The sequence below is a fragment of the Paenibacillus thailandensis genome, assembly GCF_042685365.1.
Classification (GTDB): domain Bacteria; phylum Bacillota; class Bacilli; order Paenibacillales; family Paenibacillaceae; genus Paenibacillus_AP; species Paenibacillus_AP thailandensis.
In genome coordinates, this window is the sequence record NZ_JBHUMY010000032.1 from 58,669 (window position 1) to 71,540 (window position 12,872).

Below are 12,872 nucleotides of genomic sequence, written 5' to 3' on the forward strand. Positions count from 1 at the left end.
GAACCTAGCCCCGCCGCGGCGGGGCCTAACGCAATAAAAACGCCACCGCTTTTGCGGTGACGTTTTTTTGTTTTTATAGGCCGAGACTAACTTCGTAACCCGGCTGGTTTTTCGGATGGCTCTGATTGATAAATACGGAACGGTCGTTTTTCAGGACGATAACCTCAAAGAACGGCTTAAAGCGCTCTTCCGATACGCCGAAAGCGTTCATGAACTTCGCGAACAGCTCCTGTTCCTGGCGCTCCGGCTCGCCGTCGGCAAGCGAGGAATCCACCAGGTTGACGAGAATGCACATTTTTTGCGCGTCGGTCAAGGTTGGAGCCGCCTCACGCAAAAACGAATCGATGGAATTCGAACGTACATACTTCAAAGCGCGGTCGAGAAGCGCCCGGTTGTTGGCTCCGACGCCGATGACGCCGTTTCTCGATTCGCCGCCGAGCACTGCGAGCAGTTGGCCGATCTCTTCATTGTCCATTTCGCCGTCCGATTGCATCATATAAAGCAGCGAAGCGGCAAACGCAAAATGCGGCGTCATGCCTTCCGTTCCTCTATCGCCTTTAAACATATCAAACAAACCCATGCTTAATTCCTCCCGTATGTAAATAAGTTCCCGGCCTCCGGCCAGGTTCTTTATACTTACGGACATGCCCGCCGGGCGGTTTCAATTCCGCTCGGAAAATAAATCGTTCGATCGCCGTTGATATCGCTCAGTGTATTATTGTACTATTTCATTAGTACACTACTACACAAATACAAAAGGAGAATGGAGAATGAATGTTTATTTGAGGCTTCTCGGGAAAGATTTAAAACTGATGAGAGGCTGGATGCTTGGCGGCATCGCCATTATGGCCGCCGTTTCGCTTCTTGGCGGATGGCTCGCTTACCGGCAGCCGGTCGGCGCCGTTAGCTTCTTGATGACCTTCCCGTTGTTTCTTCATCTTTTTTATATTCCCGTTTTCTTATGGATCAGCTTGTCGCGGGAATGGAAAGATACGCCGGCCATGTGGCTCCAGCTTCCCCGTTCGGGCTGGAGGCTGCTCGCTGCGAAATTGGTTAGCTCGGTCATCGGCTTTGTTCTTTCCTACGCCGTTGCGTTTGCGCTTTTTTACGGCATTTCCGCGATGGAAATAAACCGATTCGCGGGGCCGCCGTTTGCGGCGGATTTTGATCCGATCGTCTACGTCGAATATATGCAGCGGTCTTTTATCGGCGTTTTTCTTCTCGTGATCTACACGAGCTTGAACCTCGGGGTATGGACGATCCTGTTCAAGGTTTCCGTTCAAGCCGTCAAAAGAACGCTGCGCCGGTTCAGCTGGCTTGCGATGTTTGTCGTGTTCGCCCTTCTATTCTGGGGATATGTCGCGCTATCCGAAACAGCGGCTTACTCGGCTCTGACGGACTGGGGCGCTTTTACCGGGGACTCGGTCTGGGCGTATCTCGAATTAAAAGCGGGCGAATTTATATTGGATCTGCCGATTATGGCCTTATTCTTCTATCTCGCGGGATGGTTAATGGACAGGAAAGTCGAGGTGTAACCAATGGGAGACGAATTTAACGCTTCGCAGCCGATTTATCAGCAGATCGTTGCGAAGATATGCCGTCAAATCATTCGAAAAGAAATCAAGCCGGGCGAAAAGCTGCCCTCCGTGCGGGAAATGGCGCTCCACTCAGGCGTCAATCCCAATACCGTTCAACGCGTTTATGCCGAGCTCGAGCGCATGAACATCGTGGAGGCGCGCCGGGGTCAAGGCTCGTTCGTAACGGAAAATACCGGGGAGTTGGAAAACTTGCGCATGCAATTAAAAATGGAGTATATCGAGCAATTCGTGAAAAACATGACGGAAATGGGATTTACGTATGCCGAAATCGTCGAAGGCATTCAAAACCAATTCAAGCCGGCCGAGACGCAGGCGGAACAGGAGTGAGACACCGATGAGCGAAACGATTCTGAAGTTCGAACGGGTATCCAAAACATACGGGAGAAAAATGGCGCTGCACGAAACCAGCTTCGAATTGCCCGCAGGCAAAATCATCGGCCTGATCGGCACGAACGGAAGCGGCAAGTCGACGACGCTGAAGCTGATGGCCGGGCTGCTCCGCCCGAGCGGCGGGTCGGTTGCCGTGAACGGCCGGACCGTGAAAGGCCGCATTCCGGAGCTCGTCTCTTTTTTGCCGGACGGCGATTATTTGTATCCATTTTACACGGTGAAGCAGACGATTCGGTTGTTCGGCGGCGTATACCGCGATTTTGACCAAATCAAAGCGCTGGAAATGATGTCGTTTCTGGAACTGAACGGCGATCAGCCCGTCAAAGGCTTGTCGAAGGGCAACATGGCCCGCTTCAAAATGCTGCTGGCTTTGTCCCGGCAAGTGCCGCTTATTCTGATGGACGAACCGTTGTCCGGCCTTGACCCTCTCGTACGCGGCTCAATTATTAAAAGCTTGATCTCCTTCATCGATATGGATAACCAAACCGTCGTGTTGTCGACCCATGAAGTCGCCGAAATCGAGCCGCTGCTCGATATGGCCATGCTCATTCACGACGGCAGGCTCCGGTCGATCCGGGAAGTCGAGGAAATCCGTTCGTCCGATCGCATGAATCTGGTGGAATGGATGGAAGCGGCCGTCTCCCGTTAAACGAAGCCGTTCTGCGCCGCGACGATAGGTCCGCCTTGGCGTACGCCCAAAGCGCTTATCGTTGCGGCTATATGAGCTTATGCCGGTACCACTTGTCTCCTTTGTATCTCCACGCGAATACGATCCCGCGTACGCCCCATTCCAGCACCATGGCCAGCCATACGCCCCAAATGCCCCACTGCAGCGTAATGCCGAGAATGTAGCCGAGAACGATGCGGAACAGCCACATCGACAGTAAGGACGCCACCGAGGTAAACTTCGAGTCCCCGGCCGCCCGCAGCGCCGACGGCAGAACAAAGCTTAACGACCACAATATCGGCTGGGATATCGAAAGCAGCACGATCAGCGAAAAGATCGAAGGCACAATCTCTTCCGGCGGCGCGTACAGCGCGGCGAGCTGCGGGAACAACGGCAGCAATATCGCCGTAATCAGGATAAACAACACAGTCGACAGCCATAGAAACGACTTGATGAATTTCCGCGCGTCCTGAATGTCGTTCCGGCCGATGCATTGCCCGACCACCGTCACGATAGCCGTACTAAGCGACGCTCCGCCGATCTGGAACAGCATGGAGAGCGATCCCGCGATCGCATTGACGGTAATCGCCATCGTCCCAAGCTGAACGATAAACGTCTGGGTAAGCAGCTTGCCTCCGTTGAAAAACATTTGCTCCGCCGCAAACGGAAGGCCGATGAACATAATTTTTTTCAGGAGCGAATACTGAAGCCGCAGCATCTCTTTGAACTTAAACCGGAGCGTATGGTTATATTTCAGCAAATAGACGATGGATACCGCCATGCCGAGCACGCGCGCCGCAATCAACGAAACGGACAAGCCGACGACGCCCATGTCCGCGAGCTTAATCAACACGAGATTAAACAAGAAGTAAGCGACGTTTAAAATAAGCGACAAAACGAGGCAGGCCTTCGTTTCGGCTACGCCTCTCAGTACGCCGGCAATCGCCTGATAGATCGCCATAAACGGATAAGAGATACAGCTTGCGATCAGAAAGATTTCGGCATTATGAAGCACATCCGCTTCCGCGCTGCCGAACAGCAAGCTTAGCGTGGCCGAGTGGAACGCGATAACGAGCAAGCTGATCCCAACCGATACGATCGCGACGGCCGATATCGCCTGCGCCGCGGCCTTCGAAGCCAACTCCGGGTTGCCGCTGCCTTTATATTGGGCCACGATCACCGTGCCGCCGGTCGCGATCGCGACAAACACGTTAACGATGAACATATTGATCGAATCGACCATGCTCACCGCGCTGACGGCCGCAACCCCGGAGGAGCTGATCATCGCCGTGTTCAAGAACGCCATAAGCACGATGAAAGCCGAATCTACGAATATCGGAACAATTATGGCGAATATTTGCTTGTAATCCATCGTATTGCCGGAAAAATATTTGTTTAATGCAACTATCGCTTTCTGGCGGGTCTTCGTCTGGAACGCTTCCACGCGCGTCATCACATCTTTTCCTGTATGTAGTGTGGAGCCGGGTGCCGCGATACTTCGGATTAAACTGACCGATTCGATTCTATTATAAGAGAGAAGTATGCGGTTGCATATCTTTTTAAGCGAATACCGGGACGGCTTTTTGCGGTTACGAACTCAGTTGACGTTATTGAACCTAAATTTTACGGTTTCAGATTTTAACGAACTCCAACGGCGTTATTGCCGCTAAAATCGTCATTCCCTGCCGGATTTCAGCCAAATAGCGTTAATGGAGTTCCTTAGCGCGATAGAAGCATGTTTTTCCATAAAATAAGCACTATTAGGTTCGTTAGCGCTCCGGCAAAACAACCCGCCGGAAGCCTTTCCCCCAATTGCTCCAGACTCTCGTAAATGATATTTGAAAAATCTATATTTCTCGTTATACTAACCTTATAAAACGGTAAAACGGCCGTGAAGCACACGCCGCTTTGACATGATCCGCGATTTTTCCGGGTATCGTGTCGGAGCGGCTTTTTTTATGAGCCTATTTTGAATAAAGGAGCGATCGGAAATGAACTCGAGGTTCGACGAGGCTTATGAGCAATGGATGAGAGATATGATTGCGCAAGAGAAAAATCAAAGAAGGCGCGAATTGCTCGATAAAGGGCTTGGCCACGGCACCATTCAATTTCTGCGTTTAGTTTGGTTTCCTGCGGTCAAAAACTTTAATCATCTGTATCCCGAATGGGAATTGCAACATTTCAACAACGGCTACCGGTACTTGGATTTGGCTTACATGCCCGGCGGGCATGTCAAAGGCGGCATCGAGATTCAAGGTTTCGGACCGCATGCCCGGGACTTGGACGTAAGGCGCTTTAAAGACTTATGCTGGCGGCATTGCCTGTTGGCGCTGGATGATTGGATTTTTTTGCCTATTGCCTATTTGGCGATTACGGAAGAACCGAAACGCTGCCAGCAGCTTGTCCTCTCTTTTATAGGAAAATTCATCGCATCCGACGCGCCTAAACATTTAACCTGGCTTGAAGCCGAGACGATCCGCTATGCAAGACGACTGCTCCGCCCCTTCGCTCCAAAAGAGCTGGCCGCCCATCTGCGCATTACGGATCAGCATGCAAGGCGTGTTCTGCGCAAATTAGCCGAAATTCAGCTTCTGGATGTGGCAAGCGGGAATCAACGTTACCGCAGGTACTGCTTGCGAACCCCATAATGCCCGTTACTTTCAATTCGCCAGAAAAGGCCGTTCCAAAAAGGCTATTCCTCCTCCCTTCCCTCTCCGTCGCATCGCATGAAAAATCCCCTTCCGGCGATACCGGAAGGGGATTGCGGACGCATGCCCGTAAACGGGCTGCCGTTATATCATGGTTCGAATCGTCGGCTGAACAACCGCCGCTTTATTCCTCGTAAATCTTCGTAAGCAGCGCCCCAAGCTCTTGAAGCGCTTCTTCCTCTCTTTCCCCGTCAACCTCCAGCGTTACCTCGTCTCCCTTCGCAAGGCCAAGGGCGAGCACGCCAAGCGAGCTTTTGCCGTTAATCTTTTTCGTTCCCTTGATCAGGTTGACCTTGCATGGAAACTGCGTCGCGGCCTGGACGAATATTTTAGTCGGCCGTGCGTGGAAACCGGACGGATGAATAACCGTGTAAGTCTGGGATAACATGTTCAAAACTCCTTTTATTTCGAAAGTTAATCTTTGTTCAAGGCGGCGTGCACAAGTTTCTTGACTTCCTCCTGCGTACCGAGCGCCAACGCTTCTTCCGCCAGCCCGGCCCACTGCTGCTTGGACAGCTCTCCGACCAGCTCGCGGGCTTGCAGGACGGAGCCGGCGCTCATGCTGAATTCGTCGAGCCCCATGCCGAGCAGCAGCGGGATGGCGGTAAGGTCGCCGGCCATCTCGCCGCACATTCCCGCCCACTTGCCGGCTTTGTGCGCCGCTTGAATCACCATGCGGACAAGCCGCAGAATGGAAGGATGGTACGGCTGATACAGGTACGACACCGATTCGTTCATCCGGTCCGCCGCCATCGTATATTGGATCAGATCATTCGTTCCGATGCTGAAGAAGTCCGCTTCTCTCGCCAAATAATCGGCGTTCAGCGCGGCGGCCGGAATCTCGATCATGATGCCGACCTCGATGGAGTCGGATACCGGAATTCCTTCCGCCTCCAGCTTCGCCCGCTCCTCCGCCAGAATGCGCTTCGCTTCGAGAAGCTCGCTCATGACCGCAATCATCGGGAACATGATATTGAGCTTGCCGGCCGTGCTGGCGCGAAGCAGGGCGCGCAATTGGGTGCGGAACAAGTCCTCGCGCTTCAAGCTGAGCCGGAGGGCGCGGAGGCCCAGGAACGGATTGCTTTCCTTCGGCAATTCCAGGTATGGCAGCTCCTTGTCGCCGCCGATATCCATCGTGCGGATGACGACGCGCTTGCCGCCCAGCTTCTCAAGCACATGCTTGTAGATCTGGTACTGCTCTTCCTCCGTCGGAATCGAGCTGCGTCCCATGTACAAAAATTCGGTACGGAACAAGCCGATGCCGTCGGCGCCGTTCTCCAGCACTTTGGCCAAATCTTCGACGCTGCCGATATTGGCCGCCAGCTCCAGCCGCTCGCCGTCCGCCGTCACGGATGGCAGCGAGGCCAGCAGCTTCAGCTTCGCCTTGCGCTCCTCATAAGCGGCCTTCTTCTCGCGGTAGGTCTCCAGCTCCCGCTCCGAAGGATCGACGATCAGCTTTCCTTCCGTCGCGTCCAGAATGACGACCGTGCCGGTCTCGACATCCGCGAGCCCGGAGCCCGCCCCGACGACGGCAGGCAGCTCCAGCGAGCGCGCCATGATCGCGGAATGCGAGGTGCGGCTCCCGATCTCCGTCACGAAGCCGCGCACGTAGCCGAGATCGAGCTGCGCCGTATCCGACGGGGTCAAATCCTCCGCGATGACGATCGCTTCCTCCGTCAAGCCGGATAACCCGGCATAAGGCTTGCCGCGAAGATGGCTCATTACCCGCCCCGATACGTCCTTCACGTCGGCGGCCCGCTCGCGCAGCATTTCGCTGTCCATCTCGCGCAGCATCTCCACCACTTCGGCCGTCACTTCATAAAGCGCGTATTCGGCGTTTGCCTGCTCGCCGGCGATTTTGTCCAGCACCGCGTCGACCAGATCGGGATCCTCCAGCAGCATCAGATGCGACTCGAAAATTTCCGCCTTCTGCGGGCCGAGCCGCTTCTCCGTCAGCTGGCGGATTTGCTCGATCTCGCCTTGCGCCGCCCGGACGGCTTCCCGGAATCGGGAAGCCTCCGCTTCGGCGTCGGCGGCTTTGGTATTCGCCGGCGTATCATGTTCTGCGGCCGCGAACCGGAATGCCTTGGCGATGGCAATACCGGGAGAAGCCGCGATACCGGAATGTAGCGTTGCCATGATGTATCCTCTCCCTTTTCCGTTAATTAAGCGCGCGATGCCGCAATCTGCCGCTCGTAATGGCCGATCACGAGGCGGAACACGGGATGCTCCCTCGGTATCGACGTATATTTCTCGACCGCAGCTTCGATCCCGCCGCTCGCGATATCCTGCTGCAGCTGAACGGCTTCCGGATCCTCCGGCACGTCGAACAGCAAGGCTGCTGCCATTACCTTCGCCAGCCGGTCCGGCTCGATTCCAAGCTCGTAAGCCTGCAGAGCCGGCTTCACGAGACGGTCGTTCGGCGACAGCTTGCGGATCGGCGAACGGCCTACGCGCGTGACCTCGTCCGTTAAGTGAGGATTGCGGAAGCGTCCGATAATTTTATCGATATAACGTTCATGCTCCGCCCGATCGAAGCCGTACCGCTCTACGAGAACCTTCCCCGTCTCGCTCAGCACGCCTCTCACTTCGCCCGCCACCTCGTCGTCGCCCATCGCCTGTTGAATCGTTTCGTAGCCCTTCAGACGTCCGATATAAGCGGCGGCGCAATGTCCGGTGTTGACCGTAAACAGCTTCCGTTCGATATAAGGGATCAGATCGTGCACGTAATGAACCCCTTCGATCGGCTTATAGCCGGGGAACATGGAGGAAGAGTCAACGACCCATTCGTAGAAAGGCTCGACCGTTACGGCAAGCGGATCGTCGTGATGCTGGATCGGCACGATCCGGTCGACGGCCGCGTCGGGAAAGGCTGCGAGCTCGGCCGCTTTCGCCTTTGACGCCTCATCCAGATGGGAGAACACTTGCTCCTTCAGCTGCGTGCTGCCTCCGATCGTATTCTCGCAGGCGATGACATGCAGCTTGCCGCCCGAAGCCGCTATGCGCTTCTCGATGCCGCGCGCGATCCCCGGCGCGATATGCTTCAGAATGTTGACGCCGACCGCCGTCGTGACAAGGTCGGCCTCCGCTACGGCGGCGGCGACGGCATCCGGATCCGTTCCGTCGATAGCCGTCACGCCCCGTACATGAAGCTGCTTTTTCTCGTCATCCGCCAAAGTCACGACGTATTCGCCGCGCTCCCGCAGCGCCGAAACGAGCGTCTGGTTCACGTCGGAGAATACGACCTCGTAGCCGGCCTGCGAGAGGAGCAGCCCGATAAAGCCGCGCCCGATGTTGCCCGCTCCAAAATGTACGGCCTTCATCCTATTCCATCTCGCTTTCAAAAATGTCGATCAGTTCCTCCGGCGTCGAAGCCTTCAGAATCCGCTCCAGATTGTCGTCGTCCGAACAAACCATCGCCACGCTCGTCAAAATGTCCAGATGGTCGTCGCCGACTGCGGCGATGCCGATCACGACGTTGGCGATATTGCCTTCGCCGAAGTCGACGCCTTCCGGCAGCTGGATAATCGACAGGCCTGTCGACTTGATATAGCGTTTCGCTTCATTCGTGCCGTGCGGAATGGCGAGTCCACCGCCCATGTAGGTCGAAAGGGAGTTTTCGCGCTCGAGCATGCTGTCGACATAGCTCGGCTCGACATGTCCCGCGGCAACGAGCAGCTCGCCCGCCATGCGAATGACTTCTTCTTTATTTTTGCCCGTTACGTTCAGCTTCACTTTATCTTTGGATAGAATTGCCATTAGTCGTCCACTCGCTTTCCATTTTCGTTCTGAAGAAAATTTTCAAATGATGAATCAGTAAATTTTGTATCGCCTTCTCGTCGCCGTTCTCGAGGGTGTCGATCATCTTAGGGTCCAGCAGCATCGCGCTGATTTCGCTCAGCACCTCGAGCGCTTCCTTCCCCAGCTTCCGCGGAGCAAGCATGAGAAGAAACTGGGAGAGCCGCGTCGGCGGGTCGGTACCCATAACGACCGGCGTCTCCAACCGATAAAGCGTCAGGGAGGGGCGAACGACGTTCTCGCTCCGGGTATGAAACAAAGCGAGGTCCGTGTCCGGTATGATCTGGCTGCCGTGCCGCTCCCGCTCGATCAGCAGATCCCTCACGAGGAGGAAGCCGCCGTCAAGTACGCCCGCTTCCTCTTCGTGCCGGCATGCTTGCCCCAGAACGGCGGGCAGCCCGTCCGCCTCGCCCCGGAGCTTTACGACTTTGAACTGCTCCGCAATGCGTAAAATTTCGTTTAAGGATACTTTTAGGCTCAGCAGCTTGTTGTATTCGTTCGTCCCCTCGCCTTTCCCATCCGCCCGAAGGCGCTGACGCCGGGATGGCATGCCGTCCCGGATGAACGAGCGGAGCCGTTCCGTATCCGCAGGCATTAGAAGCGGACTGACCTTAATATATTGCGCCGGGTCGATGGGAAGGTCGATCGTCGAGATGATCAGGTCGTAGCTGTCCTTCGGGATTCTCGACGCCTCGTACCAGGAAGCGCGGTCCACGATTTCGACCTGCGGCATCTCCTTTTGCAGCCGGATCTGAAGCAGCTTGGACGAGCCGATTCCGCTGGTGCAGACGAGTATCGCCCGGACATGCCGAATCTGCTGCTTCATTCGCTCAAGCGACGCTCCGAAATGCATGACGAGGAAGCCGATTTCCTCGTCCGGCACTTGAAGCCCGGCAAAAGCGGAATCCGCGGCGTCGCGGACAACCCGGAACAAGGAGCCGTAATCCTTCCGAATCTGGGCCAGCAGCGGGTTCCGTATGCGCTGGTTGTCCCGAAGCCTCTGGAGCGAGATCTTCAGATGGGAGAACAGCCCGTCCCGCAAGGAACGATCCTCGCCGAGCTCCGTGCCGAGCGCTTGCTCCACTTGCCCGATTAAGGATCGGACCGCCTCGGCCAGCGCCAGATCGTCGCTTGGAAGAATCGCCTCGTCCTCCAGCAGCCGCTTCTCTAGAAGCCGCATAATATAGCCCGCTTCGCCCGGATTGAACGGCACGCCGGTCCGCTCCGACAATTGCTCCGTCAACCGGAGCGCCGCATCCCATTGTGCGGAAGGAGCATCCTCCGGCTCCGTCCCTTCGCCGATCCGCTTCCCCGACTTGATCCGCCTGACGGCGATCGACAGCCGGATCAGCAGATCGGTGTAAGACTGCTCGCTAAGCCTGCCGGCCCAGTGCTCCTCCCACGTCCATAAAGCCGTCTCGACGTCCGCCATCTCCGCCTTGCCGGCCATCTCGAACAGCTTCCGGTCCAGCCGGTGGAGCGGCTGCTCGAAGCGGCTGACCGTCAGCTGGTCATCGTCCAGCCTTAGCTTGATCAGCTGCCGGATCGCCTCCCGCAGCCGTTCCTCCGGGCCCGACAGCTCCACCCCGTAGCCTCTTTTGCGAATAAGGGACAATCCGAACCTGCGGACCCATCCCGCAAGCTCATCCAGATCGCCTGCGACGGTCGGAACCGTCACCTTTACGTTAATCGCCAGCGTAAATAATTTGACCGGCTCCTCGCTTTCAAGCAGAAGGCAAAGCGTATAAAGCTGGCGCTCGTCGGGCGTAAACTCGATGTCCTCCGAGACGAACACTTTGCCGCGCAGCTCCTCGAGCTTTACGTCCGTTCCTTCCAGCCTGATGCCGGTGCCGGACTTCTTAATCAGTCGGATTTCTTGCGCCTCCAGCAGTTCGGAGACGGCGTCCAATTCCCGGTGTACCGTTCTGGAGCTGACTCCTATGGCGGTCGCAATCTCCGCAGCCGTAAGTGCGCGCTCGCTCTGAAGCAGCAGCTCCAGAATTTGGCGCGCTCTGCTTGACATATGCATGGAATTGCTCCCAAACGACAGAATGCCGCTAACGCTGACAGCGTTCGCCAGCGTTAGCAGTTCTTAAGGTAAAATTAGAGTTAGGTTAGCCGCTTCACGAGCTCGTCATACTCGGGGCTCTTCAAGAAATTGTCAATCGAGATATGCTCAGCTTTCGGCGCTTTCAGCTTCGCCCGGTCCGTCAGCGATTTGTGCGTGACGACGATATCCGCGTCCTCCGGAATATCGCTGATCGCCGTATTGGTGACCGTTACGTTCAAGCCGGCCGCTTGCATTTTCTTGCGAAGCACCGAAGCGCCCATTGCGCTGGAGCCCATGCCCGCGTCGCAGGAGAAGACGATCTTGCGCACTTCCTCTTTGCTCTTGTGCGCGGATGCCGCTGCATCGGTGACGGCCGCCTGAGCTGCAGCCGCTCCGCCCGCAGCCTTCATCTCTTTCATCCGCGATGCCGCCTGCTCGAGATCGCCTTCCTCTTCCGTTTTCTTCGACGTTTTCAGAAGCAGCGCCGCTACCGCGAACGAGACGACCGTTGCCGCCACGATCCCGCTCAGCGCCGGAAGCAGTCCGCCCTTCGGCGCCATCGCGACAAAAGCGAAGATGCTGCCTGGCGACGGAGGAGCTACAAGGCCCGCGCCCGTCAGCGAGAACGTAAACGTCCCGGCTACGCCGCCGGCGATTGCCGCCAGGATAAGGCGGGGATTCATCAGGATGTACGGGAAGTAAATCTCGTGAATGCCCCCGAAAAAATGGATGATCGCCGCGCCCGAAGCGGATTGTCTGGCGGTGCCGCGTCCGACGAGCATGTAAGCGAGCAGAACGCCGAGGCCTGCTCCGGGATTCGACTCCAGCATGAACAGAATCGACTGTCCCGTTCGGGACGCTTCCTCCAGCGCGATCGGGCTGAGAACGCCGTGGTTGATCGCATTGTTCAGGAACAGAATCTTGGCCGGCTCGATCAAAATGTTCGCCAGCGGAATCAGATTGTTGTTCACGAGGAATTCTACGCCGGACGACAGCCATTTGGTCAGCTGCTCGATGAGCGGACCGATGCCGGAATAGGAAATCAAGGTCAAGATTGCTCCGATAATGCCGAGGGAGAAGTTATTGACCAGCATTTCGAAGCCGGATTTGATTTTTCCCTCGATCATTCGGTCGAACTGCTTCAGTACCCATGCGGCGAGCGGACCGCAGATCATGGCCCCGAGGAACATCGGAATATCCGTCCCGACGATAATCCCCATCGTCATCAACGCGCCGATAACGCCGCCGCGCTGCTTGTGAACCATCGTTCCGCCCGTATAGCCGATCAGCAACGGCAGCATATATTTAATGATCGGGTCGACCAATTTGGCCATATATTCGTTCGGCAGCCATCCGGTCGGGATGAACAATGCCGTAATGATCCCCCACGCGATAAACGCGCCGATGTTCGGCATGACCATGCCGCTGAGGAATCGGCCGAATTTCTGGACGACCACGCGAATGCCGCCGATTGAAGAATGTTGTTGTTCTTCTGCCACGTCAGTTCCTCCTATGTTGATCTTGTATCGAAATGAAAACGCTTCGACAGTAGCTATCATAAATCGTAGTCGCGGGAGAGACAACAAAAGAAAAACCCGATTTTGTCATGCTTATTGTTGACATGATTTAAAAAATACTTCGCAAGAGATATTCGCAAGAGG

12 protein-coding genes are annotated in these 12,872 nt (G+C 55.9%); 4 read left to right on the forward strand and 8 right to left on the reverse strand.

Features of this window, described 5'->3' with window-relative positions; all coding sequences use genetic code 11:
* Positions 1-73 precede the first annotated feature (73 nt).
* The gene (locus ACFSW5_RS20930) at positions 74-580 is read right to left on the reverse strand and encodes a tellurite resistance TerB family protein (protein WP_379277458.1); all 507 of its coding nucleotides are present in this window, start codon (positions 578-580) and stop codon (positions 74-76) included.
* Positions 581-770: 190 nt separating this feature from the next.
* Here ACFSW5_RS20930 and ACFSW5_RS20935 point away from each other — a divergent pair, with 190 nt between their 5' ends.
* The 3 genes from ACFSW5_RS20935 to ACFSW5_RS20945 are packed head-to-tail and all read left to right on the forward strand — an operon-like array spanning position 771 to position 2,637.
* Positions 771-1,535: a hypothetical protein gene (locus ACFSW5_RS20935; RefSeq protein WP_379277461.1), complete on the forward strand. Its 765-nt coding sequence runs from the start codon at positions 771-773 to the stop codon at positions 1,533-1,535.
* Positions 1,536-1,538: 3 nt separating this feature from the next.
* Positions 1,539-1,925 (forward strand): GntR family transcriptional regulator, encoded by a 387-nt coding sequence (locus ACFSW5_RS20940; RefSeq protein ID WP_379277463.1) that lies wholly within the window; start codon positions 1,539-1,541, stop codon positions 1,923-1,925.
* A 7-nt stretch (positions 1,926-1,932) separates the two neighbouring features.
* Positions 1,933-2,637 (forward strand): ABC transporter ATP-binding protein, encoded by a 705-nt coding sequence (locus ACFSW5_RS20945; protein WP_379277465.1) that lies wholly within the window; start codon positions 1,933-1,935, stop codon positions 2,635-2,637.
* A gap of 67 nt (positions 2,638-2,704) precedes the next feature.
* Here the strand turns inward: ACFSW5_RS20945 and ACFSW5_RS20950 are convergent, their stop codons facing one another.
* The gene (locus ACFSW5_RS20950; protein WP_379277468.1) at positions 2,705-4,108 is read right to left on the reverse strand and encodes an MATE family efflux transporter; all 1,404 of its coding nucleotides are present in this window, start codon (positions 4,106-4,108) and stop codon (positions 2,705-2,707) included.
* 538 nt (positions 4,109-4,646) lie between these two features.
* Between ACFSW5_RS20950 and ACFSW5_RS20955 the strand changes: the two genes are divergently transcribed.
* On the forward strand, positions 4,647-5,303 hold the full coding sequence (locus ACFSW5_RS20955; RefSeq protein ID WP_379277470.1) for a transcriptional regulator: 657 nt from the start codon (positions 4,647-4,649) through the stop codon (positions 5,301-5,303).
* A 184-nt stretch (positions 5,304-5,487) separates the two neighbouring features.
* Here the strand turns inward: ACFSW5_RS20955 and ACFSW5_RS20960 are convergent, their stop codons facing one another.
* The 6 genes from ACFSW5_RS20960 to ACFSW5_RS20985 all read right to left on the reverse strand — a co-directional run bounded on the left by ACFSW5_RS20960 (position 5,488) and on the right by ACFSW5_RS20985 (position 12,710).
* A complete protein-coding gene (locus tag ACFSW5_RS20960; protein WP_379277472.1) occupies positions 5,488-5,751 on the reverse strand; it encodes an HPr family phosphocarrier protein in 264 nt (87 codons plus the stop codon).
* 26 nt (positions 5,752-5,777) lie between these two features.
* Positions 5,778-7,502, reverse strand: coding sequence for a phosphoenolpyruvate--protein phosphotransferase (gene ptsP, locus ACFSW5_RS20965; RefSeq protein ID WP_379277475.1), 1,725 nt, complete (start codon positions 7,500-7,502; stop codon positions 5,778-5,780).
* A 26-nt stretch (positions 7,503-7,528) separates the two neighbouring features.
* Positions 7,529-8,686, reverse strand: coding sequence for a mannitol-1-phosphate 5-dehydrogenase (locus ACFSW5_RS20970; protein ID WP_379277477.1), 1,158 nt, complete (start codon positions 8,684-8,686; stop codon positions 7,529-7,531).
* A 1-nt stretch (position 8,687) separates the two neighbouring features.
* Positions 8,688-9,122, reverse strand: coding sequence for a PTS sugar transporter subunit IIA (locus ACFSW5_RS20975; protein ID WP_379277479.1), 435 nt, complete (start codon positions 9,120-9,122; stop codon positions 8,688-8,690).
* Positions 9,100-11,184: a BglG family transcription antiterminator gene (locus tag ACFSW5_RS20980; RefSeq protein ID WP_379277481.1), complete on the reverse strand. Its 2,085-nt coding sequence runs from the start codon at positions 11,182-11,184 to the stop codon at positions 9,100-9,102. Before ACFSW5_RS20980 ends, ACFSW5_RS20975 begins: the two co-directional genes overlap by 23 nt.
* Positions 11,185-11,270: 86 nt before the next feature.
* Positions 11,271-12,710, reverse strand: coding sequence for a PTS mannitol transporter subunit IICB (locus ACFSW5_RS20985; RefSeq protein ID WP_379277484.1), 1,440 nt, complete (start codon positions 12,708-12,710; stop codon positions 11,271-11,273).
* Positions 12,711-12,872: the final 162 nt, after the last annotated feature.

Excerpts from the sequence above, each read along its gene's own strand:
- ACFSW5_RS20955 (WP_379277470.1), top strand. The coding sequence starts at position 4,647 with ATGAACTCGAGGTTCGACGAGGCTTATGAGCAATGGATGAGAGATATG.
- ACFSW5_RS20930 (WP_379277458.1), bottom strand. The coding sequence starts at position 580 with ATGGGTTTGTTTGATATGTTTAAAGGCGATAGAGGAACGGAAGGCATG.
- ACFSW5_RS20940 (WP_379277463.1), top strand. The coding sequence starts at position 1,539 with ATGGGAGACGAATTTAACGCTTCGCAGCCGATTTATCAGCAGATCGTT.
- ACFSW5_RS20960 (WP_379277472.1), bottom strand. The coding sequence starts at position 5,751 with ATGTTATCCCAGACTTACACGGTTATTCATCCGTCCGGTTTCCACGCA.
- ACFSW5_RS20950 (WP_379277468.1), bottom strand. The coding sequence starts at position 4,108 with ATGACGCGCGTGGAAGCGTTCCAGACGAAGACCCGCCAGAAAGCGATA.
- ptsP (WP_379277475.1), bottom strand. The coding sequence starts at position 7,502 with ATGGCAACGCTACATTCCGGTATCGCGGCTTCTCCCGGTATTGCCATC.
- ACFSW5_RS20980 (WP_379277481.1), bottom strand. The coding sequence starts at position 11,184 with ATGTCAAGCAGAGCGCGCCAAATTCTGGAGCTGCTGCTTCAGAGCGAG.
- ACFSW5_RS20970 (WP_379277477.1), bottom strand. The coding sequence starts at position 8,686 with ATGAAGGCCGTACATTTTGGAGCGGGCAACATCGGGCGCGGCTTTATC.
- ACFSW5_RS20975 (WP_379277479.1), bottom strand. The coding sequence starts at position 9,122 with ATGGCAATTCTATCCAAAGATAAAGTGAAGCTGAACGTAACGGGCAAA.
- ACFSW5_RS20945 (WP_379277465.1), top strand. The coding sequence starts at position 1,933 with ATGAGCGAAACGATTCTGAAGTTCGAACGGGTATCCAAAACATACGGG.
- ACFSW5_RS20935 (WP_379277461.1), top strand. The coding sequence starts at position 771 with ATGAATGTTTATTTGAGGCTTCTCGGGAAAGATTTAAAACTGATGAGA.